This window comes from Serratia sp. CY33525, from assembly GCF_052169115.1.
Taxonomy (GTDB): domain Bacteria; phylum Pseudomonadota; class Gammaproteobacteria; order Enterobacterales; family Enterobacteriaceae; genus Serratia; species Serratia sarumanii.
On record NZ_JBJNLK010000002.1, the window covers coordinates 57,165 to 81,828 of the forward strand.

General features: G+C 60.5%; 23 protein-coding genes and 6 tRNA genes. 2 read left to right on the top strand and 27 right to left on the bottom strand.

Annotated elements, in window-relative coordinates; translation table 11 throughout:
- Positions 1–88: 88 nt before the first annotated feature.
- The 9 genes from rlpA to leuS form a co-directional block, all read right to left on the bottom strand.
- Positions 89–1,162: an endolytic peptidoglycan transglycosylase RlpA gene (gene rlpA / locus ACJ8IM_RS05195; protein WP_041033851.1), complete on the bottom strand. Its 1,074-nt coding sequence runs from the start codon at positions 1,160–1,162 to the stop codon at positions 89–91.
- A gap of 10 nt (positions 1,163–1,172) precedes the next feature.
- On the bottom strand, positions 1,173–2,285 hold the full coding sequence (gene mrdB, locus ACJ8IM_RS05200; protein ID WP_004940006.1) for a peptidoglycan glycosyltransferase MrdB: 1,113 nt from the start codon (positions 2,283–2,285) through the stop codon (positions 1,173–1,175).
- Positions 2,286–2,293: 8 nt separating this feature from the next.
- Positions 2,294–4,189: a peptidoglycan DD-transpeptidase MrdA gene (mrdA, locus tag ACJ8IM_RS05205; protein ID WP_033637428.1), complete on the bottom strand. Its 1,896-nt coding sequence runs from the start codon at positions 4,187–4,189 to the stop codon at positions 2,294–2,296.
- Positions 4,190–4,227: 38 nt separating this feature from the next.
- The gene (rlmH, locus tag ACJ8IM_RS05210; RefSeq protein ID WP_004940002.1) at positions 4,228–4,698 is read right to left on the bottom strand and encodes a 23S rRNA (pseudouridine(1915)-N(3))-methyltransferase RlmH; all 471 of its coding nucleotides are present in this window, start codon (positions 4,696–4,698) and stop codon (positions 4,228–4,230) included.
- Positions 4,699–4,701: 3 nt separating this feature from the next.
- Positions 4,702–5,019: a ribosome silencing factor gene (rsfS, locus tag ACJ8IM_RS05215; RefSeq protein WP_016928774.1), complete on the bottom strand. Its 318-nt coding sequence runs from the start codon at positions 5,017–5,019 to the stop codon at positions 4,702–4,704.
- A 194-nt stretch (positions 5,020–5,213) separates the two neighbouring features.
- Positions 5,214–5,876 carry a nicotinate-nucleotide adenylyltransferase gene (gene nadD, locus ACJ8IM_RS05220; protein ID WP_015376938.1) on the bottom strand — a complete coding sequence of 221 codons (663 nt, stop codon included), beginning with the start codon at positions 5,874–5,876 and terminating at the stop codon, positions 5,214–5,216.
- Positions 5,866–6,900 carry a DNA polymerase III subunit delta gene (gene holA / locus ACJ8IM_RS05225; protein ID WP_033653207.1) on the bottom strand — a complete coding sequence of 345 codons (1,035 nt, stop codon included), beginning with the start codon at positions 6,898–6,900 and terminating at the stop codon, positions 5,866–5,868. The genes nadD and holA overlap by 11 nt, the downstream gene beginning before the upstream one ends.
- Positions 6,897–7,457: an LPS assembly lipoprotein LptE gene (gene lptE, locus ACJ8IM_RS05230; protein ID WP_033637431.1), complete on the bottom strand. Its 561-nt coding sequence runs from the start codon at positions 7,455–7,457 to the stop codon at positions 6,897–6,899. The genes holA and lptE overlap by 4 nt, the downstream gene beginning before the upstream one ends.
- A gap of 14 nt (positions 7,458–7,471) precedes the next feature.
- Positions 7,472–10,054 carry a leucine--tRNA ligase gene (gene leuS, locus ACJ8IM_RS05235; RefSeq protein WP_033637432.1) on the bottom strand — a complete coding sequence of 861 codons (2,583 nt, stop codon included), beginning with the start codon at positions 10,052–10,054 and terminating at the stop codon, positions 7,472–7,474.
- Between the two features lie 285 nt (positions 10,055–10,339).
- Between leuS and ACJ8IM_RS05240 the strand changes: the two genes are divergently transcribed.
- On the top strand, positions 10,340–10,822 hold the full coding sequence (locus ACJ8IM_RS05240; protein WP_025301844.1) for a zinc ribbon-containing protein: 483 nt from the start codon (positions 10,340–10,342) through the stop codon (positions 10,820–10,822).
- Positions 10,823–10,862: 40 nt separating this feature from the next.
- Here the strand turns inward: ACJ8IM_RS05240 and ACJ8IM_RS05245 are convergent, their stop codons facing one another.
- The 12 genes from ACJ8IM_RS05245 to miaB form a co-directional block, all read right to left on the bottom strand.
- Positions 10,863–11,567 carry an FMN-dependent NADH-azoreductase gene (locus ACJ8IM_RS05245; protein ID WP_033647198.1) on the bottom strand — a complete coding sequence of 235 codons (705 nt, stop codon included), beginning with the start codon at positions 11,565–11,567 and terminating at the stop codon, positions 10,863–10,865.
- Positions 11,568–11,715: 148 nt separating this feature from the next.
- Positions 11,716–12,648: a pyrimidine-specific ribonucleoside hydrolase RihA gene (gene rihA / locus ACJ8IM_RS05250; RefSeq protein WP_033653206.1), complete on the bottom strand. Its 933-nt coding sequence runs from the start codon at positions 12,646–12,648 to the stop codon at positions 11,716–11,718.
- 115 nt (positions 12,649–12,763) lie between these two features.
- The gene (locus ACJ8IM_RS05255) at positions 12,764–13,489 is read right to left on the bottom strand and encodes an amino acid ABC transporter ATP-binding protein (RefSeq protein WP_033653205.1); all 726 of its coding nucleotides are present in this window, start codon (positions 13,487–13,489) and stop codon (positions 12,764–12,766) included.
- Complete coding sequence (gene gltK, locus ACJ8IM_RS05260) at positions 13,489–14,163, bottom strand: glutamate/aspartate ABC transporter permease GltK (RefSeq protein ID WP_033637438.1); 675 nt, start codon at positions 14,161–14,163, stop codon at positions 13,489–13,491. Before gltK ends, ACJ8IM_RS05255 begins: the two co-directional genes overlap by 1 nt.
- On the bottom strand, positions 14,163–14,903 hold the full coding sequence (locus tag ACJ8IM_RS05265; RefSeq protein WP_033647195.1) for an amino acid ABC transporter permease: 741 nt from the start codon (positions 14,901–14,903) through the stop codon (positions 14,163–14,165). The genes gltK and ACJ8IM_RS05265 overlap by 1 nt, the downstream gene beginning before the upstream one ends.
- A 213-nt stretch (positions 14,904–15,116) precedes the next feature.
- Positions 15,117–16,013, bottom strand: coding sequence for an amino acid ABC transporter substrate-binding protein (locus tag ACJ8IM_RS05270; protein ID WP_033637439.1), 897 nt, complete (start codon positions 16,011–16,013; stop codon positions 15,117–15,119).
- 393 nt (positions 16,014–16,406) lie between these two features.
- Positions 16,407–17,936 (bottom strand): apolipoprotein N-acyltransferase, encoded by a 1,530-nt coding sequence (gene lnt / locus ACJ8IM_RS05275; RefSeq protein ID WP_033653204.1) that lies wholly within the window; start codon positions 17,934–17,936, stop codon positions 16,407–16,409.
- Between the two features lie 7 nt (positions 17,937–17,943).
- Entirely contained in the window at positions 17,944–18,822 is an 879-nt protein-coding gene (gene corC / locus ACJ8IM_RS05280; protein ID WP_004939973.1) for a CNNM family magnesium/cobalt transport protein CorC, read from the bottom strand.
- Between the two features lie 84 nt (positions 18,823–18,906).
- Positions 18,907–19,380, bottom strand: a complete 474-nt coding sequence (gene ybeY / locus ACJ8IM_RS05285) for an rRNA maturation RNase YbeY (RefSeq protein WP_033637441.1) — start codon at positions 19,378–19,380, stop codon at positions 18,907–18,909.
- A complete protein-coding gene (locus tag ACJ8IM_RS05290; protein WP_033637443.1) occupies positions 19,377–20,432 on the bottom strand; it encodes a PhoH family protein in 1,056 nt (351 codons plus the stop codon). The genes ybeY and ACJ8IM_RS05290 overlap by 4 nt, the downstream gene beginning before the upstream one ends.
- 234 nt (positions 20,433–20,666) lie before the next feature.
- Entirely contained in the window at positions 20,667–21,002 is a 336-nt protein-coding gene (locus ACJ8IM_RS05295) for a zinc ribbon domain-containing protein YjdM (RefSeq protein ID WP_004939967.1), read from the bottom strand.
- Between the two features lie 118 nt (positions 21,003–21,120).
- Positions 21,121–22,545, bottom strand: a complete 1,425-nt coding sequence (gene miaB, locus ACJ8IM_RS05300) for a tRNA (N6-isopentenyl adenosine(37)-C2)-methylthiotransferase MiaB (RefSeq protein WP_004939964.1) — start codon at positions 22,543–22,545, stop codon at positions 21,121–21,123.
- A gap of 197 nt (positions 22,546–22,742) precedes the next feature.
- Here miaB and ubiF point away from each other — a divergent pair, with 197 nt between their 5' ends.
- Positions 22,743–23,924, top strand: a complete 1,182-nt coding sequence (gene ubiF, locus ACJ8IM_RS05305; protein ID WP_033647192.1) for a 3-demethoxyubiquinol 3-hydroxylase — start codon at positions 22,743–22,745, stop codon at positions 23,922–23,924.
- 87 nt (positions 23,925–24,011) lie between these two features.
- On the opposite strand, the gene ACJ8IM_RS05310 is transcribed toward ubiF, so the two are convergent.
- The 6 genes from ACJ8IM_RS05310 to ACJ8IM_RS05335 all read right to left on the bottom strand — a co-directional run bounded on the left by ACJ8IM_RS05310 (position 24,012) and on the right by ACJ8IM_RS05335 (position 24,610).
- Positions 24,012–24,086, bottom strand: a tRNA-Gln gene (locus tag ACJ8IM_RS05310).
- 4 nt (positions 24,087–24,090) lie between these two features.
- Positions 24,091–24,167 (bottom strand) — tRNA-Met (locus tag ACJ8IM_RS05315).
- A 41-nt stretch (positions 24,168–24,208) separates the two neighbouring features.
- Positions 24,209–24,283: transfer RNA gene (locus ACJ8IM_RS05320), tRNA-Gln, on the bottom strand.
- A gap of 44 nt (positions 24,284–24,327) precedes the next feature.
- Positions 24,328–24,402: transfer RNA gene (locus ACJ8IM_RS05325), tRNA-Gln, on the bottom strand.
- Between the two features lie 30 nt (positions 24,403–24,432).
- Positions 24,433–24,517, bottom strand: a tRNA-Leu gene (locus ACJ8IM_RS05330).
- 16 nt (positions 24,518–24,533) lie between these two features.
- Positions 24,534–24,610: transfer RNA gene (locus tag ACJ8IM_RS05335), tRNA-Met, on the bottom strand.
- Between the last annotated feature and the right edge of the window lie 54 nt (positions 24,611–24,664).

A 24,664-nucleotide genomic window follows, 5' to 3' on the forward strand; every position in this document is an offset into this window, starting at 1 on the left:
TAATTGCGGTTAAAGACCTTTTAGCTGCAAGAAAATGTTTCAGCTAAATAACCGCTTATCAGCCGCGAATGCCCGCCGGGCATAACGCTTAGGGTGCAGCAGTAACGAAAGACTGTTGTTGCGCTTCGCTGGCCAGGCGTTGCTGCAGCTGGGCCGCCTGCTGACGGCTGCTGAATGGGCCGAGCTGGACGCGATAAACGTTGCCGTTGGCTGCCACTTTGCCCGGCACGCCAAACTGTTGGCTCAGGCTTTGCTGCCAGCTCTGGGCGCGCTCGGCGCTGCTCAGCGCACCGACCTGCACCACGTAACCGCCGGAGGAAGAAGCGGCCGCCATACCGGCCGCCGCAGCGCCGGCCGCAACCGGAGCGGCCACGGCGGCGGCTTCCGGTTCGGAACCTTCCAGCACGCCGGCCGGTACTGCGCTTGGCGCGCCGAGGAAACCGCTGCGGCCGTTGCCGGCGTTTGCCGGAGCGCCATCGTCGGTGCGCAGGGTGCTGTTATCGATCGGGCGCACCGCCGCGCCGCCGGCGACCGGCACGTCCTGTTGGATCGGGGTGCCCATGCCGCTGGCGCCGAGATCCGGGCGTGCCGGCAGGGCGTAACTCTGTTTCGCCACGATGGTGCCGATGGTGCCCGGGCCGCTCAGCGTGCCGTCCGGCGCCACGTTGATGAAATCGACTTTGACCTTGGTGTTGTTGGACAGGTTGAGGCGGTCGGCGGCGGCTTTCGACAGATCGATGATGCGGCCCTTGGTGTATGGCCCGCGATCGTTGACGCGCACCACCAGCTGACGGCCGTTGGCCAGGTTGGTGACGCGCACATAGCTTGGGATTGGCAGCGTTGGGTGCGCCGCGGTCAGGCCGTTGGGATCGAACTGCTCACCCAGCGCCGTGGTGTTGCCGTTGGCCTCTTCGCCATACCAGGACGCCAGGCCGGTCTGCGAGAAGTTCTGCGGATCTTTTACGATGCGGTAAGTATCGCCATTAACCTTATAATCCTGCATGTTGTTAGGGTTATAGGGTTCATATTGAGGCTCGACGCCACCGATTTCCACCACCGGGCCGTTGTACGGCTGCTGTGGCGCCTGCTGTTCCGTGGTCGGGGCGGTACAGGCGGAGAGCAACACCGCCGCAACGCCGATCCAAAGCCATTCCTTACGCATTACTCACCTCTTATAAACTTTTAGACAGCATTTTCCGATGCGTGTGGATCGACATGATGATGCCGAAACCGGCCATCAACACTATCAGCGCCGAACCCCCGTAACTGACCAGAGGCAAAGGTACGCCAACTACCGGCAAAATGCCACTGACCATACCGATGTTAACAAAGACATAAACGAACAAAATCAGCATCAAGCCGCCAACCATCACGCGGCCGAAGGTGGTTTGCGCCTTGGCGGCGATCATCAGCCCGCGAATGATCACCAGCAGGTAGAGCGCCAGCAGCACCAATACCCCGATCAGCCCCAGCTCTTCGGCCAACACGGCGAAGATAAAGTCGGTATGGCGCTCCGGCAGGAACTCCAGCTGCGACTGGGTGCCGTGCAGCCAGCCCTTGCCGGACAGGCCGCCGGAGCCGATGGCGATCTTCGACTGAATGATGTGGTAGCCGGCGCCGAGCGGGTCGCTTTCCGGATCGAGCAGCATCATTACGCGGTCGCGTTGATAACCGTGCATCAGGAAGAACCACAGCACCGGGATAAAGGCCGCCAGCGCGACGGCGGCGACGGCGATCAGTTTCCAGCTCATGCCCGACAGGAACAGCACGAACAACCCGGAGGCGGCGATCAGGATCGAGGTGCCCAGATCCGGCTGTGCGGCCACCAGCAGCGTCGGCAGGAAGATCAGCACCAGCGCGATGGCGGTGTTTTTCAGCGAAGGCGGGCAGACGTCGCGGTTCATAAAGCGCGCCACCATCAGCGGCACGGCGATCTTGGCGATTTCCGACGGCTGGAAGCGCACCACGCCCAGATCCAGCCAGCGCTGCGCGCCTTTACTGATCTGCCCGAAGGCGTCTACCAGGATCAGCAAAATCACGCAGAAGATATAGAGATAGGGCGCCCAGCTTTCGTACACGCGCGGCGGGATTTGCGCCATGACGGCCATCACGATCAGCCCCATGACGATCTGCCCGATCTTGCGCTCCATCATGCCGATGTCCTGGCCGCTGGCGCTCCACATCACGAAGGCGCTGTAGACCAGCAGGGCCAGGATCAGCAGCAGGAACGTCGGGTCGATGTGGATTTTGGTCCAGATCGAGCCTTTTTGTTGGCTTTCAGTCATGTTCTACCTTAGTCACCTTCTACGCCAGGCGGCAGCGGGGCCTCGCTTGGCAATTGCGTATTGTTGTCGCCCAGCATGATATGGTCGAGGATCTGGCGGGTGATGGTGCCCACCGCCGGACCGGAGCCGCCGTTTTCCAGAATGATGGCGACCGACACCGTCGGGTTGTTGAACGGCGCGAAGGCGGTCATCAGCTTGTGATCGCGCAGGTGCTCCGCCAGTTTGTGGGCGTTGTAGGTTTCGTAGCCGAATACCTGTGCGGTACCCGATTTCGCCGCGGCTTTATAAGGTGCGTCCGCAAAGTACTTGCGCGCCGTCCCGTTCGGACGGTTGGCCACCCCGTACATGCCGTCTTTGGCGATTTCCCAGAAGCCGGAGTGAATATCGCCGATCTGCGTGCTCTCTTCCTGTTTGAACGGCACAAGCGCGCCGTTGACGCGGGTGCTCTGCAGCAGGTGCGGCGTTTTGACGGTGCCGTCGTTGATCAGGGTGTTCAGCGCCTTGGCCATCTGGATCGGTGTGGCGGTCCAGTAGCCCTGGCCGATGCCCACCGGAATGGTGTCGCCCTGATACCACGGTTTTTTATAGCGTTTCAGCTTCCATTCGCGCGTCGGCATCAGGCCGGAACGCTCTTCGGCCAGATCGATGCCGGTGTACTGGCCGTAACCGAATTTGGTCAGCCAGCTCGACAGCCGATCGATCCCCATGTCATAGGCGACCTGATAGAAGTAGGTATCCGCGGACTCTTCCAGCGCCTTGGTGACGTTCAGGCGGCCGTGGCCCCATTTTTTCCAGTCGCGGAAGCGTTTTTCCGAGCCGGGCAGTTGCCACCAGCCGGGATCGAACACCACGGTGTTCTTGGTGATCACGCCGGCGCTGAGCGCCGACACCGCGATATAAGGTTTCACCGTCGACGCGGGCGGGTAAACCCCCTGCGTGGCGCGGTTGATCAGCGGGCGATTCGGATCGTTCAGCAACCCCTGATAATCCTTGCTGGAAATGCCGTCCACGAACAGGTTCGGATCGTAGCTCGGGTTGGACACCATCGCCAGGATGGCGCCGGTGCGCGGATCGCTCACCACCACCGCGGCGCGGCTGCCCACCAGCAACTGCTCGATGTAGCGCTGCAGCTCAAGATCGAGCGTCAGGTAGACGTCCTGACCGGCGGAAGGCGGCTGCTCGTGCAATTGGCGGATCACCCGGCCGCGGTTGTTGACCTCGACCTCTTCGTAGCCGGTTTTGCCGTGCAGCGTGTCTTCGTAATAGCGTTCGATGCCCAGTTTGCCGATATCGTGGGTGGCGGCGTAGTTGGCCAGTTTGCCGTCTTTGTCCAGGCGTTCGACGTCGCGGTCGTTGATCTTCGACACGTAGCCGGTGACGTGGGTGAGGGCGGAGCCGTAAGGGTAGTAGCGGCGCTGGTAACCTTTCACTTCCACGCCGGGGAAGCGGAACTGATTGACCGCAAAGCGGGCGACCTGCACCTCGGTCAGCGCGGTTTTCACCGGAATGGAGACGAAGCGGCGCGAACGCTTGCGCTCTTTTTCGAAATTGGTGATGTCGTCGTCGGTCAGATCGACCACCGTGCGCAGCGCCTGCAGCGTGGCCTTGAGATCGTCGACCTTCTCCGGCATCAGCTCCAGCTGATAAATGGTGCGGTTGAGCGCCAGCGGGGTGCCGTTGCGATCGTAGATAATGCCGCGGCTGGGCGCGATGGGCACCAGCTTGATGCGGTTTTCGTTGGAGCGGGTGCGGTAATCCTCGACGCGGAGCACTTGCAGATTATACAGGTTGGCGATCAGGATGCCGGACAGCACCAGGATGCCCAGAAACGCCACCAGGGCGCGGCGTACAAACAGGGCGGATTCAGCCGTATAGTCGCGAAAAGGGTTACGTTCTATTTTCATCCCGCTGCTTTATTTCACTCTGTCACGGTCACCACCGGCTATTCCCGGTGGTAAGGATGATTTGTAGTAATACTCCAGGCGCGGTAGAGGCTTTCGGCCACCAGGACGCGCACCAAAGGATGCGGCAGCGTCAGCGGAGACAGTGACCAGCTTTGCTCGGCAGCGGCTTTGCAGGCGGGCGCCAGCCCTTCCGGGCCGCCGATCAGCAAGCTGACGTTGCGGCCATCCTGCTTCCAGCGTTCAAGCTGCTGCGCCAGCTGCGGCGTTTCCCACGGCGTGCCTGGGATATCCAGCGTAACGATGCGGTTGCCTTTGCCCACCGCCGCCAGCATCTGTTCGCCTTCCTTGTCCAGAATGCGCTTGATGTCGGCGTTTTTGCCGCGTTTGCCCGCCGGGATCTCGGTCAGCTCAAACGGCATATCTTTGGGAAAGCGGTGCAGGTAATCCATAAAGCCGGTTTGCACCCAGTCTGGCATTTTGGTGCCGACCGCCACCAATTGCAGTTTCACCGCTTAGCTCCAGAGTTTTTCCAGCTCGTACAGGCGACGGCTCTCTTCCTGCATCACGTGCACGATCACTTCGCCCAGATCGACCACGATCCAGTCGGAGGCTTCCTGGCCTTTCATGCCGTACAGCTCCATGCCCGCGGCACGGGATTCCTGCACCACGTGGCTGGCGATCGACATCACGTGGCGAGTCGAGGTGCCGGTGCAGATGATCATGCAATCGGTGATGCTGGATTTGCCCTGGACGTCCAGAGCGATAATGTCTTGGCCTTTCAGATCATCGATTTTATCGATGACGAAATCTTGGAGCGCTTTACCTTGCAAAGGTTCCCCCTCGGGTGTGTTCTGTTCAGTCGGCTGCGGCGGGCAAAATGCGCGCGCCGCGGCGTAACCGGATAATGGTTTCGGCAGGCTGCCGCTGAAAGCCAGCTAACTGGTGACTGCCCGGCCAGCTAAGGTTTCCGGGGTTTTCAGCGGATACCTGAAAAATAGCGGCGCAGTATATCACGCACCTTTCGCTAGCGATATAAACCCTGCAACTCGATATAGCGCTGCACCGGGCGTGGCAGCAGATCGTCGCAGTTGAGGCCCTGATGGCGGCGCTGGCGGATCTCGGTAGCGGAAATTTCCAGCTCCGGCGTATCGGCCAAATAGATATGGCCGTGCGGGCGACGGCTGAGCAGCGCCGGGTCGGCGGTGCGATGGCGTTCCAGCCACTGCTGCAGTTCCGGCGTGTCCATGCGGTCGTTATAGCCCGGGCGCGCCAGCACCAGCAGATGACACACGTCCAGCAGCGCCTGCCAGCGGTGCCACTTATGCAGCGTCAGCAGCGAGTCCTGACCAATGATAAACGCCAGCGGCTGGGCGGCGCCACGCTCTTTACGAATCGTTTCCAACGTCTCGATGGTGTAGGAGGGGGTGGTGCGGTGCAGTTCGCGATCGTCGACGGCAAACAGCGGATTGCCGGCGATCGCCAGCTCGACCATCTTCAGGCGCTGCTGCGCATTGGCCTCCGGCTGCGGGCGGTGCGGCGGCACGTGGTTAGGCAGCAGCGTGACGCGATTCAGGCCCACTTCGGCGGCCAACGCTTCCACCGGCCGCAGGTGGCCGTAGTGGATCGGGTCAAAGGTGCCGCCGAACAGCGCGTGCAAAACGGTGGGGTGTTCCGGGTTAGTGGGCATCGGTAAAACTCGTGGCCAGGGGTTTGCCGCACAGCAGCATCGACAGGGTTTCCAGTTCCGGCCAGACCGACTGGCCATAGTCCTGCTTGAGGGTCAGCTCGATTTGCGTCAGCAGCTGTACTGCCTGCTGCAGCTGGGGGCCGGACAGGCGTTGCAGCGCCTGGGTCACCAGCGGGCGGCGGTTCTGCCAGACCTTGTGCTGATCGAACAGCGTGCGCAGCGGCGCGGAAGCCATGCGGCGCTGCAGCGTCAGCAACAGCAGCAGTTCGCGCTGCAGGGTGCGCAGCAGGATCACCGGCTCCACGTCTTCTTGCTGCAGCTGCTGCAAAATATGCCAGGCGCGCTTGCTCTTGCCGGCCAGCAGGGCGTCCAGCCAGTGGAACGGCGTGAAGTGGGCGGCGTCGTTCACCGCCTGTTCGACGCGCGGCAGCGTGAGCTTGCCGTCCGGGTGCAGCAGCGATAGCCGCTCCAGCGCCTGCGACAGCGCCAGCAGGTTGCCTTCATAGCAGTAGCACAGCAGCTGATTGGCGGCGTCGTCCAACTCCAGCTTCATCGCCTTGGCGCGCGTGGCGACCCAGCGCGGCAGCTGCGCCTGTTCCGGCGTCTGGCAACTGACGAGGGCGCCGTGCGGGCTGAGCGCCTTGAACCAGGCGCTGTTTTCCTGCGCTTTGGTGAGGCGCGGGCCGCGCAGGATCAGCAGGATATCCTCGTGCAGCAGCGTGGCGAGCTTGGTCAGCTGTTCGCCGATCGGCGCCGTCGGGCCGTTTTCGGGGAAGATCAGCAGCAGCGTCTGGCGGCTGGCGAACAGGCTCATCGCCTGGCAGATGCCGAAGATGTCGTCCCAGTCGGTATGGGCGTCGAGGGAAATGCTGTAGTGCTCGCTGAACTGCTGCTGTTGCGCGGCCTGCCGGAGCAAATCCTGGCTCTCCTGCAGCAGCAGCGGTTCATTGCCGCTCAATAAATAACAAGCGCGCAGCCCCTCTCGGAGCTGCGCGGCAAGTTGTTCCGGATAAATGCGGATCATTGTGCGGTTTGGCTTGCCGCTCGTTCACCGGCGGCAGCGGCTTTCTGCCGGTTATCTTCTTCCGCCGCATGCACGGCCAGCAGTTTGCGCACCAGCTGTTGCGCCGCCTGCTCACGCATTTCCTGGCGAATGATCTCCTGTTCGGAGTCCTTGGCCAGCGCGGTCAACGGGTTGTCGAAGAAGGAACGGAACACTTTCACCGACAGCGGATACAGGTCATGGCCCGGGATCAGCACCTGCGCCTGCACGGTCAGCACCATCTGGTACTCGGCGGTTTTACCGTCCTGGAAGATCGAAGCGGTATCCTGGCTTTCCGTCGCGCCGACGATGCGCAGGGAAGGCACGTCTTTACGCTTCGGATCGCTGACGATAGTCACGTCGTTCAGACGCAGCTGTTCGCGCACCGAGCGCGTCAACGGGCCGTAAGGGTCAGCGCTGTCCAGGATCAGCGTTTTCATTTCATTAGGCACCTGCGTGGTGCCGCGCAGGTGAAAACCGCAGCCGGCGGTGACCAGCACCGCCAACCCCAGCAACAGCGTCAGAATGCGTTGTCGCACAATTCCTCCTTGTGTTAACCCACAACCAGGTTAAGCAGTTTGCCCGGAACGTAGATCACTTTGCGAATCGTGACGCCGTCCAGATATTTAGCCACCAGATGCTCTTCGGCAGCGCGCGCGCGCACCTGCTCTTCGGTCGCATCGGCGGATACGGTGATTTTAGCGCGAACCTTGCCGTTCACCTGCACCACCACCAGCTTGGAGTCTTCGACCATCGCCTGCTCGTCGGCAACCGGCCATGGCGCAGTGTCTACGTCGCCTTCGCCGCCCAGCGCCTGCCACAGCGTGAAGCATACGTGCGGGGTGAACGGATACAGCATGCGAACCACGGCCAGCAGCGCTTCCTGCAGCAGCGCGCGATCCTGCTCGCTCTCCTGCGGTGCGCGGGCCAGCTTGTTCATCAGCTCCATCACGGCGGCGATCGCGGTGTTGAAGGTCTGACGGCGGCCGATGTCATCGGTCACCTTGGCGATGGTTTTGTGCAGATCGCGGCGCAGCGCTTTCTGATCTTCGTTCAGCGCCGCTACGTCGAGCGGCTGCACCGCGCCTTTTTCCACGTGATCGTAGGCCAGTTTCCACACGCGTTTCAGGAAGCGGTTAGCCCCTTCCACGCCGGATTCCTGCCACTCCAGCGTCATTTCTGCCGGTGAAGCGAACATCATGAACAGACGCACGGTGTCCGCGCCGTATTTTTCCACCATCTCCTGCGGGTCGATGCCGTTGTTTTTCGACTTCGACATTTTGCTCATGCCAGCATAGACCAGTTCACGGCCTTGCGGATCGGTGGCCTTGATGATGCGGCCCTTGTCGTCGCGCTCGACGGTGGCGTCAACCGGGGACACCCAGACGCGCTCGCCGCTGTTGCCGGTGTAGTAGAAGGCGTCGGCCAACACCATGCCCTGACACAGCAGGCGCTTGGCCGGCTCGTCGGAATCCACCAGGCCTGCATCGCGCATCAGCTTGTGGAAGAAGCGGAAGTACATCAGGTGCATGATGGCGTGTTCGATGCCGCCGATATATTGATCGACCGGCAGCCAGTAGTTGGCGGCGGCCGGATCCAGCATGCCTTGGTCATACTGCGGGCAGGTGTAGCGCGCGTAGTACCAGGAAGACTCCATAAAGGTGTCGAAAGTATCGGTTTCACGCAGCGCCGGCTGGCCGTCGACGGTGGTCTTCGCCCACTCAGGATCGGCCTTGATCGGGCTGGTGATGCCGTCCATGACCACGTCTTCCGGCAGGATCACCGGCAACTGGTCTTCCGGCGTCGGCATCACGGTGCCGTCTTCCAGCGTCACCATCGGGATTGGCGCGCCCCAGTAACGCTGACGGGAAACGCCCCAGTCGCGCAGACGGTAGTTGACCTTGCGCTGGCCTACGCCCTTGGCGACCAGTTTGTCGGCGATGGCGTTGAAGCCCGCTTCATTGTCCAGGCCGTCGAACTCGCCGGAGTTGAACAGCGCGCCTTTGTCGGTCATCGCTTCGGCGCTCACGTCAGGCTGGCTGCCGTCGAGGTTCAGGATCACCGGTTTGATCGGCAAATCGTATTTGGTGGCGAATTCCCAGTCGCGCTGGTCGTGCGCCGGTACCGCCATCACGGCGCCGGTGCCGTATTCCATCAGCACGAAGTTGGCGACCCACACCGGCAGCTTCTCGCCGCTCAGCGGGTGGACAACGAACAGGCCGGTCGGCATGCCTTTCTTCTCCATCGTCGCCATTTCGGCTTCGGCAACTTTGGTGTTGCGGCATTCGTCGATGAAGTCGGTCAGCGCCGGGTTGTTGCGCGCGCCCTGTTGCGCCAGCGGGTGGCCCGCGGCGACCGCCACGTAGGTGGCGCCCATGAAGGTGTCGGGACGGGTGGTGTAAACCGTCAGCTTCTCTTCGCTGTCCGCCACGTCGAAGGTGATTTCCACGCCTTCGGAGCGGCCAATCCAGTTACGCTGCATGGTTTTCACCTGCTCCGGCCAGCTTTCAAGCGTGTCCAGATCGTTCAGCAGCTGATCGGCGTAGGCGGTGATTTTGATGAACCACTGCGGGATCTCTTTACGCTCGACCTTGGTGTCGCAGCGCCAGCAGCAGCCGTCGATAACCTGTTCGTTGGCCAGCACGGTCAGATCGTGCGGGCACCAGTTCACCGCCGAGGTCTTCTTGTAGACCAGGCCTTTTTCATACAGCTTGGTGAAGAACCACTGTTCCCAGCGGTAGTATTCCGGCTGGCAGGTGGCGATTTCGCGATCCCAGTCGTAGCCGAAGCCCAGCAGTTTCAGCTGGTTCTTCATGTATTCGATGTTGTCGTAGGTCCACGGGGCCGGTGCGGTGTTGTTTTTCACCGCCGCGCCTTCCGCCGGCAGGCCGAACGCATCCCAGCCGATCGGCTGCAGCACGTTTTTGCCCAGCATGCGCTGATAGCGCGAGATCACGTCGCCGATAGTGTAGTTACGAACGTGGCCCATGTGCAGTCGGCCGGACGGGTAAGGCAGCATGGATAGGCAGTAGTACTTTTCCTTGCTGTCGTCTTCGGTAACTTTGAAAGTCTGCTTCTCTTGCCAGTGAAGCTGTACGTTCGATTCTATGTCTTCTGGACGGTATTGCTCTTGCATGGCGGCCGGTGGTCCTGTAGGTGTAAACCGTTGCCCCGGTCAGAGGCAACGCAATGAACATTTAGTATTCGTAGATCCGCATAGCATAGCTGATAAGACCTCCCGGCAACAACTCCAAGCGCCTGACTCGGCGCATTTAAAAAAAGCGTCGTCATGACGCGGCTCACAACCTGCGGATCCCGCGTCTTGCCAAGTGACATCAGTCATTTACGGCTAAAATAAGAACAAGTAGCTTAGGGGTATCCCTGCAGCCAAGTCCGGCGCAGCGTTTATCGAGGAGAGTCTATGAACAAGGTTGCTCAGTATTACCGCGAATTGGTGGCATCGCTGACCGAACGCCTGAAAAACGGTGAACGCGATATCGACGAACTGGTGGCCAGCGCGGAGCGGCGGTTGAACGAGGCCGAGGATCTGACCCGCGATGAGGTGCGGCAGGTGACGCAGGCGGTGCGGCGCGATCTGGAAGAGTTCGCCCGCAGCTATCAGGAGAGCCGGGACGAGTTTACCGACAGCGTGTTTATGCGGGTGATCAAAGAGAGCCTGTGGCAGGAACTGGCGGATATCACCGACAAAACCCAGCTGGAGTGGCGCGAGGTGTTCAAGGATGTCAGCCACCACGGCGTTTACCACAGCGGTGAAGTGGTGGGGCTGGGCAATCTGGTGTGCGAGCAGTGTCACTACCACCTGGCGTTCTACACGCCGGAGGTGCTGCCGCTGTGCCCGAAATGCGGCCACGACCAGTTCCAGCGGCGGCCGTTTGAACCTTGATGGCGTTCCCCGGCAGGGCGGGGAACGCTAAGGCCGGCGTTTAGCGGAACAGTTTCTTCAGCAGGTTGCTGAGGAAACCGCCGCTGACGGTAGCCGGGGCGGCTTGCGCCTGCGCCGGTGCGCTGGCCGGTACGGCGACGCCGGCCGGGATTTTCTGCGCGACCGCGATGCGGCTGTCCTGGGCGGCTTTCTCCGCCGCTTCCGGGCCGTAGGCGAAGCCTTCCGCCAGCACGAATTCAACGTCGGTGATGCCGATAAAGCCCAGGAACAGCTTCACGTACGGCGTGATCAGATCCGTCGGCGTGTCGGCGTGGATGCCGCCGCGGCTGGAGATGACGATCGCTTTCTTGCCTGTCACCAGCCCTTCGGCGCCGGCGGAAGTATAGCGGAACGTCTGACCGGCGCGGGCGATCAGATCAAAGTAGATCTTCAGCTGCGTCGGGATGTTGAAGTTGTACATCGGGGCGCTGATGATCAGCGTGTCGTGCGACTTCAGCTCGGCAATCAGCTCATCGGACAGTGCCAGGGTGCTTTGCTGGTGCGGCGTCAGCGGTTTATCGCCGGCGGTAAAACCGGCCATCACTTCACCATCCAGCTCCGGCAGCGTCGGGTTGGCCAAATCGCGCACGGTGAACCTGTCTTCAGGGTGAGTTTCACGCCATTGTTCAACAAAAAAATCGACTAATTTTCCAGACTGGGAATATTCACCCAGAATACTTGATTTCAGGACCAGTACGCGGCTCATTGGCTTATCTCCAGGCGAAGTCTAATCGGTGACGATGTCAGTCGGTGTAAACGCATGGTAGAGGCAAGCCAGGAACAGTGATAGCGCAAAAATTCGCTGAGTTAAATCAAAAAAATTGAACTAGGGGCGCAAATGCGCCCCGATGGGATCAATAACGCGCTACGCGCTCGGCCAGCAGATCGATAAAGCCTTCGCGGTTGATGCCGGTCAGCACTTCCACGTTGGCCGCGTTGCCGGTTTGCTGGAAATAGTCCACCACCGTCATGCCGGCGGTGTATTCCCCCTTGGTTTCCACCCCCACCCAGCGCTCTACGCCGGTAAACAGCTGCGGCGCCAGCAGCCAGGCGATGGTGCAGGGATCGTGCATCGCCGCGCCGGGCAGGCCGCGCGGGTGGCTGAGATACAGCGGCAGGTAAAAATCGAGCATCTCCGCGACCGCCTGCGCGACCGGATTGGCTATCTGACGAATGCGTTCGATATCCTGCGGCAACACCAGCGCCTGATGGGTGACGTTCAGCCCGGCCATGGTCAGCGGCACGCCGGATTTCAGCACCATTTCGGCGGCTTCGGGATCGACGAAGATGTTGAACTCCGCGACCGGCGTGGTATTGCCGGCGTTCATGCCGCCGCCCATGAATACAATGCGTTCGATGCGGCTTTTCAGCTCGGCATGCTGAGCCAACAGCAGGGCGATGTTGGTCATCGGGCCGGTCACCACCAGGGTTATCGGCTGCGGGCTGGCGCGCAGCAGGTCGGCGATCAGCTCGATGGCGCCGCGGGGATCGGGTTTGAGGGTCGGCGCCGGCAGGTGGGTGTTGCCCATGCCGGTTTTGCCGTGGACATAGTCGGCGATCACCAGCTCGCGCATCAGCGGGCTGCCGGCGCCGGCGGCGACCGGTATGTCCTCGCGCCCCATCAGGGTCAACAGGCCCAGCGCGTTACGCAGGGTTTTCTCCGGCGTCTGGTTGCCGGCGGAGGTGGTGATGGCTTTGACGTCCAGCTCCGGCGAATGCAGCGCCATGGCCAGCGCGATGGCGTCGTCGAGGCCGGGATCGCAATCGATGATAATAGGGCGGGGCATGTTCTTTCTCCTCTGTTTGTTATCCAGCGAGCATCGGATCAAAACCGGGGAGAAACAAGCGCTTTTAGTGCCGGGAGAAAAGATGCGCCCCTGGCGGGGCGCATGGATGGCGTATTTAGTGCAGGATCTTGGCCAGGAAGTCCTTGGCGCGATCGGATTCAGGGTTGTTGAAGAAATCGTCTTTGTTGCGGTCTTCGACGATTTTGCCTTCGTCCATAAAGATCACGCGATTCGCCACCTTGCGGGCGAAGCCCATTTCGTGGGTCACCACCATCATGGTCATGCCTTCGTTCGCCAGTTCGACCATCACGTCCAGCACTTCGTTGATCATTTCCGGATCGAGCGCCGAGGTCGGCTCATCAAACAGCATGGCGATCGGATCCATGCACAGCGCGCGGGCGATGGCGACGCGCTGCTGCTGGCCGCCGGACAGCTGACCGGGGAATTTGTTGGCATGGGCGGTGAGGCCGACGCGCTCCAGCAGCTTCAGGCCCTTCTCGCGCGAGGCGATCTTATCGCGCTTGAGCACTTTTACCTGCGCCAGCGTCAGGTTGTCGATGATGGACAGGTGCGGGAACAGTTCAAAGTGTTGGAACACCATGCCGACCTTGGCGCGCAGCTGCGCCAGGTTGGTTTTCTTGTCGTTGACCGGCGTGCCGTTCACCAGGATGCTTCCCTGCTGGATCGGCTCCAGGCCGTTGACGGTTTTGATCAGGGTGGACTTGCCGGAACCTGAAGGACCGCAGACGACGACCACTTCGCCTTTTTTCACTTCGGTGGTGCAATCGGTCAACACTTGAAAGTGACCGTACCACTTGGAAACATTTTTCAGGGATATCATCAAACAGTCCTTTTCTTCAAATAGCTTACCAGCGCCGAGGCGGCGAGGCTGATAACAAAATAGACAAAGCCGGCGAACAGGATCATTTCAACCTGGGTGCCGTCGCGTTCGCCGATGGTCGACGCGGTGCGGAAGAAGTCGGCCAGGCTCAGTACGTAAACCAGCGAGGTATCCTGGAACAGCACGATGCCCTGGGTCAGCAGCAGCGGCACCATGGCGCGGAACGCCTGCGGCAGGATCACCAGCCGCATGGATTGCCAGTGGGTCATGCCCAGCGCCAGCGCGGCGGAAGATTGGCCGCGCGAGATGCTGATAATGCCGGCGCGGATGATTTCCGAATAATAAGCCGCTTCAAACAGGGAAAAGGCTACCATAGCCGAGATCAGGCGAATATCGGTTTTCGGCGACAGCCCTAGAACCTGTTGTAATAAGCTTGGAACCACCAGATAGAACCACAGCAGCACCATCACCAGCGGCACCGAACGGAACAGGTTGACGTACAGGGTGGCGAACCAGCTGATCGGTTTGAACGGCGACAGGCGCATCACCGCCAGCACGGTGCCCCACAGGATGCCGACCACGACGGCGGTCACGGTGATCTTCAGCGTGATCACCATGCCCTGCAGCAGATAAGGGAAGCTTGGGACGATCGACGCCCAGTCAAATTCGTACATTATTTACTCCCCAGGTTGCCAGGCAACTGCACTTTCTTTTCGACCAGACGCATAAACAGCATGATAACGGCGTTGATGCCGATATAAGCCAGCGTGATGGCGGTAAAGGATTCATAGGCGTGTGCGGAGTAATCCAACAGCTTGCCGGCCTGCGCGGCCATGTCCACCAGCCCGATGGTGGAGGCGATGGCGGAGTTTTTGACCAGGTTGAGCATCTCCGAGGTCATCGGCGGCACGATCACCCGGTAGGCGTTCGGCAACAGCACGTAGCGGTAGGTTTGCGGCAGCGTCAGGCCCATCGCCAGCCCGGCGGCTTTCTGGCCGCGCGGCAGGGATTGAATGGCGGCGCGCACCTGCTCGCAAACGCGGGCGGCGGTAAACAGCCCCAGACAAAGCATGGAAGAGACGAAGAACTGCACGTTGGGATCCAGCTCGGTTTTGAACCAGGTGCCGATATTGACCGGCAGCAGCTCGGGGATCACCAGATACCAGGTAAAGAATTGCACGATCAGCGGCACGTTGCGGAACAGCTCGACGTAACAGGTGCCGAGAGTGGAAAGAAAGCGGTTGGGCACGGTACGCAAGATACCGAACAGCGAACCGACGAAGAAAGCGATAATCCATGCACAGACGGAGAGGGCCACCGTGACCTGAAAGCCGGACCAGATCCAGCCGAGGTAAGTGGTGTTCCCAAACGGGGCCTGCTGCAGGAAGATACCCCAGTTCCAATCTATTGACATAACAAACTCCGATAAACGGGCGCAGGGCGCCGAAGATTGATGACTTGATGAGCGCCGATCGCCGCGCGGCCAGTCTGGCTGGCTTGTTGTGTACGGATGTCGGTGGCGCGCCTTGGGGAAAATGAGGGAGGGGAACGGCCCCCCTCATTCCTGTCTGTCCCAGTCATCAACTGGGCCGGTTTGGCCTGGCGGCCGCCCCGGCTTTTGTTCTATTTAGTTCAACGCTTTGTCGTTAGGCTCTTTGAACAGTTGCTTCATGTCGTCCGACAGTTCGAAGTTCATGTTGAGCTGTTTTGGTGGGATAGGCTGTTTGAACCATTTGTCAAACCACTTGGCCGCCTCACCGGAAGTTTGCGCCTGGGCGATGGTGTCATCGACCAGTTTTTTGAACTCAGGGTCGTCTTTACGCAGCATGCAGCCGTAGGCCTCTTTCGACTGCGGCGTGCCGATGATTTCCCACTGATCCGGTTTCTTGGCCTTGGCGCGCTCGCCCGCCAGCAGGGCGTCATCCATCATGAAGGCCACGGCGCGGCCGCTTTCCAGAGTGCGGAAGGAATCGCCGTGATCTTTGGCGCTGATGATGCGCATGTTCATCTTGCCGCTGTCGTTCAGCTTGTTCAGCAGCACTTCGGAGGTGGTGCCGGAGGTGACCACCACCGGTTTGCCTGCCAGGTCTTTAAAGTCTTTGATGTCGGAGCCTTTTTTCACCAGCAAGCGGGTGCCGACCACGAAAATGGTGTCGGAGAAGGCGGCCTGTTTCTGGCGCTCGAGGTTATTGGTGGTGGAGCCGCACTCGAAATCATAGGTGCCGTTTTGCAGCAGCGGGATGCGGTTCTGCGAGGTAATCGGCAGCATTTTCACCTGCAGATTCGGTGCATTCAGCTTTTTCTTAACGGCTTCAACGATTTGGTTGGAGTAGTCCTGAGAGTAGCCCACAACTTTTTGTTGGTTGTCGTAGTAGGAGAACGGCACTGACGATTCGCGGTGGCCGACAACGATCACGCCATTGTCTTTGATTTTCTTCAGCGTACCGGTCAGGTCTTCCGCATGCGCCACGCTACCTGCCATACCGAGCAGCAGTAACGATAACGCCAATTTACGCATTTGCATGGTCCAACTCCTTTGCTGTTGTGGTGGCTCTGACTAAAGAGCGTCAGGTTAAACCGACTATTTATTGCTCAAGTTATAAAGATAGTCTTAGAACGGATAGCCGTTAAAAAATAACCGATTGTGAATATCTTGAAACTAAAATGTTTCATTTTTTGAGACGCCGCGCGCACCAAATCAATGCAACAAAACGCTGACGCACTCGTGCGGTGCGCTCGACGCACCCAAAATGTGCGCAGGTGCGACAAAACGTCAGCAAAAGTAAACCGGCGCGCGAGGTCGCCATAGATAAAAGCAAGGAGTGTGCCAGCCGCGTTGATTTAACGGCATTTTCTGACTGAGGTGGGGATATTGACGGGAAAGTGGGGCGCGGCGGGCGCGCCCCGACGGAGAGGATTATTTGCGGCGCAGGCCCAACATCAGCGCCCAGCCGCCCAGCAGCAGGGTAATCACCCACAGCGGCGTGGCGCCGAAGCGCGCATAAGGCGTGACGCCGGTGGTCGGCGTGACCTTCACTTCGAGCACCTGACGGGTGAACTGCGGGATCTCGGCGATCACCTCGCCGTTCGCGTCCACCGCGGCGGTGACGCCGTTATTGGTGCTGCGCAGCAGCGGCCGGCCGAGCTCCAGCGCCCGCATGCGCGCCATCTGGAAGTGTTGCCACGGGCCGATGGAGTGGCCGAACCAGGCATCGTTGGAGATGGTCAGCAGGAAGTTGGTGTCCGGGCGGAAGTTATCGCGCACCTGCTGGCCCAGCACGATTTCGTAGCAGATGGCCGCCGTCAGGTTGTACCCGCGCACGCTGAGCTGCGGCTGCACATAGTCGCCGCGGCTGAAGGAAGACATCGGCAGATCGAAGAACGGCGCCAGCGGCCGCAGCAGCGTCTCCAGCGGCACGAATTCGCCGAACGGCACCAGGTGGTGCTTGTTGTAGCGATTCTTGTCCGGGTAGCTGTATGGCGTCGGCTCGCCGAGCACGATGGCGCTGTTGTAGATCTGCTGGCCCTGTGGCGTGGCGCGCACGTCGACGATGCCGGTGATCAGGCTGCTGTTCTTCGCCCGCATCAGGTCGTCCATCATGGTCAGGAAGCCGTTCTGGTTGGCTTCATAATCCGGGATGGCGGACTCCGGCCAGATGACGATCGGCGCCTTGCCCACGTACGGACGGGTTTCGTCCAGATAGGTTTGCAGCGTGCTGACCAGCGCTTTCGGATCCCATTTCATCGACTGGGCGATGTTGCCTTGCACCATGGCGACGTTCACCGCTTTCTCCGGCTGCGGGGTAAACCACTGCAGTTGGCGCAGCGGCCACGGCAACAGCAGCAGCGCGGCGGCGATGACCGCAGCCGACAGGCGGCGCTGATTGACGGCATACACCAGCAGACCGGCGATGGCCATCAGCACAAAGGTGATGGCGTCGACGCCCAGCAGCGGCGCGATGCCCTTCAGCGGGCCGTTGATCTGGCTGTAGCCGAACTGCAGCCAGGGGAAGCCGGTCAGCACCCAGCCGCGCAGGAATTCGGTCACCTGCCACAGCGCCGGCGCGGCGATGGCCAGCCGCCACCAGCGAGTGGCCGGGCACAGGCGCGTCAACAGCCCGGCGAACAGCCCGGTATACAGCGACAGGTAAGCGGCGAGCAGCACCACCAGGAAGACGTTGACGGCGAAAGGCATGCCGCCGAAATCGGCGATGCTGACATACACCCAGTTGATGCCGCTGCCGAACAGCCCGAAGCCCCAGACAAAGCCGAGCAGGGCGGACTGTTTGGCGGTGCAATTGAGGGTAACGGCCAGCAGGCCGAACAGGGAGACGATGGCCGCGGGCCAGAAGTCGTAGGGTGAGAACGCCAGCGTCCCGCCGGCACCTGACAACAGCGCCAGCAGGGCGCGAACCCGCTGGCGTTCAAGTAATGAGGCTTTAGCCATGTTGGATTTAATCTTCCAGTTTCGGTGGTGGAGAATCGTCCGGAATTTTTACATGAACCTGGATAATACGTCGACTGTCGGCCATGGCAACTTTAAATAGGTAACCTTCGATTTCAATGGTTTCCCCGCGCGCCGGCAGGTGGCCGAAGGCCTGCATCACCAGACCGCCGATGGTATCGACCTCGTCGTCGCTGAAATGGGTGCCGAAGGCTTCGTTGAAGTCTTCGATCGGGGCCAGCGCGCGCACGGTGTACATGTGGCGGCTGAGCTGGCGGATATCCAGATCGTCTTCGTCGTCGTATTCGTCTTCGATCTCGCCGACGATCAGTTCCAGAATGTCTTCGATGGTGACCAGGCCGGACACGCCGCCGAATTCGTCAATGACAATCGCCATGTGATAGCGCTGGGAACGGAACTCTTTCAGCATCCGGTCGACGCGCTTGCTTTCCGGCACCACCACCGCGGTGCGCAGCACCTTGTCGATGCTGAACGGCTCGGAGTCTGCGCGCATGAACGGCAGCAGATCCTTGGCCATCAGAATGCCTTCGATGTGATCTTTGTCTTCGCTGATCACCGGGAAGCGCGAGTGGGCGGAGTCGATAATCACGTCCAGGCACTCTTCCAGCGTCTGGTTGCGCTTGAGCGTCACCATCTGGGAGCGGGGGATCATGATGTCGCGCACGCGCTGCTCGGCGATATCCATCACGCCTTCCAGCATGTCGCGAGTATCGGGATCGATCAGGTCGTTTTGTTCGGAATCACGGATCAGCTCGACCAGATCGCCACGATTTTTGGGCTCGCCGTGGAACAGCTGGTTAAGGATAAGAGTAAAGAACCCCTTCTTGGGACTGGGGCTGTCATTGCTTTGTGAATGGTCGTCGCTCATGGCGTTTTCGTTACTGTCACTCATGTCAGAGTTAAGGGGCGTCAGCGACAGCCCCGCAGGGGGCTGTAGGGTAAACGGCTGACGTCAGACGGGGTCTTTTTCCGCCAGGTACGGATCAGGATAGCCCAGTCCGTGCATGATTTCGGTTTCCAAAGACTCCATTTCTTCGGCTTCATCGTCTTCGATGTGGTCATACCCTAGCAGATGAAGACTGCCGTGGACAACCATATGCGCCCAGTGGGCCTCCAGCGCCTTGCCTTGCTCAATCGCTTCCTGTTCAACCACCTGGCGGCAGATGATCAGATCGCCGAGCAGCGGCAGCTCGATGCCCGGCGGGGCCTCGAACGGGAAAGAGAGCACGTTGGTCGGCTTGTCTTTGCCGCGGTAGGTCAGGTTCAGCTCGTGGCTTTCCGCTTCGTCAACCAGACGCACGGTCACCTCGGCCTCTTCCTGAAATTGCGGCAGCACGCCTTCCAGCCAGCGCTGGAAGGTGGCCTCATCCGGCAGGCCGTCGCCGCTTTCACAGGCAATCTGCAGATCCAAAATCACCTGGCTCATGGTGTCTCCTGCTCGGAGGCGGCGAGCGCCTCGCGCTTACGTTGTTCGGCAATCGCGTCTTTGCGTTTCTGCTCGGCCGCTTCCCAGGCCTCATAGGCGATGACCACGCGGGCCACCACCGGGTGGCGCACCACGTCTTCGCTGTGGAAGAAGTTGAAGCTCAGTTCTTCCACGTCCGACAGCACTTCCACCGCGTGGCGCAGGCCGGATTTCTGGTTGCGCGGCAGGTCGATCTGGGTGACGTCGCCGGTGATGACCGCCTTCGAGTTGAAGCCGATGCGCGTCAGGAACATCTTCATCTGTTCGATGGTGGTGTTCTGGCTCTCATCCAGAATGATAAAGGCGTCGTTCAGCGTGCGGCCGCGCATATAGGCCAGCGGCGCGACTTCGATCACGTTGCGCTCGATGAGCTTCTCCACGCGCTCGAAGCCCAGCATTTCGAACAGGGCGTCGTACAGCGGGCGCAGATAGGGATCGACCTTCTGGCTCAGATCGCCCGGCAGGAAGCCCAGCTTTTCGCCGGCTTCGACCGCGGGGCGGGTCAGCAGAATGCGGCGAATTTCCTGGCGCTCCAGCGCATCTACCGCGGCGGCGACCGCCAGGTAGGTCTTGCCGGTGCCCGCCGGGCCGATGCCGAAGGTGATGTCGTGATCGAGAATGTTGGCGATGTACTGCGCCTGGTTGGGCGTGCGCGGTTTCACCATGCCGCGCTTGGTTTTGATGGTGACCGCCTTGCCGTAATCCGGCACGCTGTCGGCTACCTGTTCCAGCACCCGGCTCTCTTTGATGGCCAGGTGGATTTGCTCCGGATCGATATCCGGGATCACGCCGCGAATCGGCGCGGTATCCACGTACAGATGGCGCAGGATATCGGCGGCGGCGGCCACGCACAGGTTTTTGCCGACCAGCTTGAAACGGTTGTCGCGGCGATTGATTTCGATGCCCAATCGGCGCTCGAGTTGTTTGATGTTGTCATCAAACGGGCCGCACAGGCTGAGCAAACGCTTGTTGTCTGCGGGCTCTAACAAAATTTCTTGTGTTGCGACGTTCAAACTATTCCTCTAGGTCACATCGGGCCTGGTTGATGTCACATAGCGCGTCCGGGACGCGCGCGTTCAGGGCGAGCCTGAATACTCTCTTTCTTGAATTATTCATGGTGCGCCGCAACGGCGCAAGTTTACCGCTGATCTATCTGTGCGCCGTCGGCGAAATTCAAGGGAAGAAAAGGAAAAAACGCGGCGGGGCGTAAAGCCCGCCGCGTCATCACAGAACAAGGCCGCTGGGAATCAATTCTTTTTCACGAACTCGGATTTCAGCTTCATCGGGCCGAAGCCATCGATTTTGCAGTCGATGTTGTGATCGCCTTCGACCAGGCGAATGTTTTTCACCTTGGTGCCGATCTTGAGCATCGAGGAGCTGCCTTTGACCTTCAGGTCTTTGATCACGGTGACCGCGTCGCCGTCCGCCAGCAGGTTGCCGTTGGCGTCTTTGACGATCAGCGCGTCCTGATCTTCCGCCGGGGCGCTGTCGCTCCACTCGTGGGCGCACTCAGGGCAGATGAACAGGGCATTGTCCTGGTAGGTGTATTCGGAGTTGCACTTCGGGCAGTGTGGGAGTTGCATGTTATGTCGCCTCTTCAACAATAAAAAAATAAAAAAGCAAATCACCGGGCGCGGACGCCCGGCGGAGAAACGGTAAGGAGTAGCGCGAATGGGCGGCGATAAGGCGGCCGCCGCGGCGTCAGGGCTGGTAAATGCCGACGCCCAGCGCGTTTTCTTTGCGGGTACGGGCGATCACCGACTGCGGGGATTCATGTACGCGCAGATCCATCTGCTGTTCGGTGCGCACCACTGCGCCACGCAGGGTGTTGGTCAGCACCTCGGTAATTTCCACGTCGACGAACTGGCCGATCATGTCGGGCGTGCCCTCGAAGTTTACCACACGGTTGCACTCCGTGCGCCCGGCCAGCTCCATCACGCTTTTGCGCGAGGTGCCCTCCACCAGAATGCGCTGGACGGTGCCGAGCATGCGGCGGCTGAACTGCAGCGCCTGCTGGTTGATGCGGTCCTGCAGAATATACAGCCGCTGTTTTTTCTCTTCTTCGCTGACGTCGTCGACCATGTCCGCCGCCGGGGTGCCCGGGCGCGACGAATAGATGAAGCTGAAGCTGACGTCGAAATTGACGTCGGCGATCAGGTTCATGGTCTGTTCGAAGTCGGCCTGGCTTTCGCCCGGGAAACCGACGATGAAATCGGAGCTGAGCTGGATGTTCGGGCGCGCCTTGCGCAGCTTGCGGATAATCGCCTTGTACTCCAGCGCGGTGTGCGCGCGTTTCATCATGGTCAGGATGCGATCCGAACCGCTCTGCACCGGCAGATGCAGGAAGCTGACCAGCTCCGGCGTGTCTTCATACACCGCGATGATATCATCGGTGAACTCGATAGGGTGGCTGGTGGTGAAGCGAATGCGATCGATGCCGTCGATGGCCGCCACCAGGCGCAGCAGTTCGGCGAACGAGCAGATATCGCCGTCATGCGTGGCGCCGCGGTAAGCGTTGACGTTTTGGCCGAGCAGGTTGACCTCGCGTACGCCCTGCGCCGCCAGTTGGGCGATTTCGAACAGCACGTCGTCGCTCGGGCGGCTCACTTCCTCGCCGCGGGTGTAAGGCACCACGCAGAAGGTGCAGTATTTGTTGCAGCCTTCCATGATCGACACGAATGCGGTCGGGCCTTCGGCGCGCGGTTCCGGCAGACGGTCGAACTTTTCGATCTCCGGGAAGCTGATGTCGACCACCGGGCTGCGGGTGCCCTGAACGTGATTGATCATTTCCGGCAGGCGGTGCAGGGTCTGCGGGCCGAATACCACGTCAACGCAGGGCGCGCGGCTGCGGATCAGTTCACCTTCTTGCGAGGCCACGCAACCGCCGACGCCGATGATCACCGACGGGTTCTTTTCTTTCAGCAAGCGCCAGCGCCCCAGCATGGCGAAAACTTTCTCCTGCGCCTTTTCACGGATCGAGCAGGTGTTCAGCAGCAGCACGTCCGCCTCTTCGGCGTTATCGGTCCACTCGAAGCCGTGCGTGCTGTTCAACAGGTCGGCCATTTTCGATGAATCGTACTCATTCATCTGGCAGCCCCAGGTTTTGATATGTAGTTTTTTCGTCATTGACTTGCCATTACTCAGTGCGGAGCGAAAGTTGCGTTACGCGACATGCAGGGCGCGTATTGTAATCATTTGCCGCCGTTGTGACCAGCGCGGGGGAAAATGGCACGCAACCTGAAGCCGGAGCGAAAATCCGGTACACTGCGCAAAACGCCATACCGGGTGGGATGGCGAGCATTCACACAGAAAACATAGCCAATATGAAGACATCTCAAAATCGGTATGACGCGGTGGTGGTCGGCGGCGGCATGGTCGGCGCGGCGGCGGCCCTGGGGCTGGCGCAGGCGGGCTGGTCGGTGGCGTTGCTGGAACATCAGGCGCCGCAGGCGTTCGAGGCGCAAAGCCCGCCGGATCTGCGCATTTCCGCTATCGGCTGCACCTCGGTGGGGCTGCTGAAACAGCTCGGCGCCTGGCAGGCCGTGACGGCGATGCGCACGGCGCCGTATCGCCGGCTGGAGACCTGGGAGTGGGCGTCGTCGCGCGTGGCGTTCGACGCGGTGTCCCTGGGGCTGCCGGAGCTGGGCTTTATGGTGGAAAACCGCATTCTGCAGCTGGCGCTGTGGCAGCAGTTCGCGCAGTGCGCCAATTTGACGCTGCTGTGCCCCGCCAGGCTGCAATCGCTGCAGCGGGCGGACAATGCCTGGCAACTGACGCTGGACGGCGGTGAGACGCTGCAGACGCGTTTGGTTGTCGGCGCCGACGGCGCCAACTCGCAGGTGCGCAAGCTGGCGGCGATCGGCACCAACGGCTGGCAGTATCGTCAGGCGTGCATGTTGATCACCGTCGATACCGGCGCGCCGCAGCAGGATGTGACCTGGCAGCGCTTCTTCCCATCCGGGCCGCGTGCCTTCCTGCCGCTGTACGACAGTTGGGCGTCGCTGGTGTGGTATGACAGCCCGCAGCGCATTCGCCAGCTGCAGGCGATGCCGCCGGCGCAACTGGAGCGCGAGATCGCCGCCGCTTTCCCGGCGCGACTGGGCCCGGTTAAGGTGCACGCCGCCGGTTCGTTCCCGCTGACGCGGCGTCATGCGCAGCGCTACGTGTTGCCGGGGCTGGCGCTATTGGGTGATGCGGCGCATACCATCAATCCGCTGGCCGGGCAGGGCGTCAATCTGGGGTATCGCGACGTGGATGCCTTGCTGAACGTATTAAGCGATGCGCGGGAGCAGGGAGAGGACTGGAGCAGCGAGGCGGTACTGCTGCGCTATCAGCGCCGCCGCCGTACCGACAATCTGCTGATGCAGAGCGGCATGGATCTGTTCTATACCGCTTTCAGCAATAACCTGGCGCCGCTGAACGTGGCGCGCAATCTGGCGCTGATGGCCGCGCAGCGGGCGGGCAAGCTGAAAGAGCATGCGTTGAAGTACGCGTTGGGATTGTAACCGACAGGGCTCGGCTGCGGCTGGGCTCGTTAGGATTGGCCGAGCGCCGGAAAGCAAAAAGCCCGCCGAAGCGGGCTTTTCTAAATATGGCTGGGGTGCCAGGATTCGAACCTGGGTATGCTGGTATCAGAAACCAGAGCCTTACCGCTTGGCGACACCCCAATTATGGTGGCTACGACGGGATTTGAACCTGTGACCCCATCATTATGAGTGATGTGCTCTAACCAGCTGAGCTACGTAGCCGATGGTACTTTTTACTTCTTTGATTTGCAAGCAGTTTGTTATGGCTGGGGTACCTGGATTCGAACCAGGGAATGCCGGTATCAAAAACCGGTGCCTTACCGCTTGGCGATACCCCACCTGCAAACAAATCTTATGTTGAAACCCCATTCCCGAAAGAATATGGCTGGGGTACCTGGATTCGAACCAGGGAATGCCGGTATCAAAAACCGGTGCCTTACCGCTTGGCGATACCCCATCAACATACTGCGCCGACGATGAAGAGAAATGGTGCGGGAGGCGAGACTTGAACTCGCACACCTTGCGGCGCCAGAACCTAAATCTGGTGCGTCTACCAATTTCGCCACTCCCGCAAATGCAAAAAAGAGATGGTGGCTACGACGGGATTCGAACCTGTGACCCCATCATTATGAGTGATGTGCTCTAACCAGCTGAGCTACGTAGCCCTCTTTTTTTGCTTTGCCTTCATCGGCGTTGCGGGGCGCATTATGCGTATATGA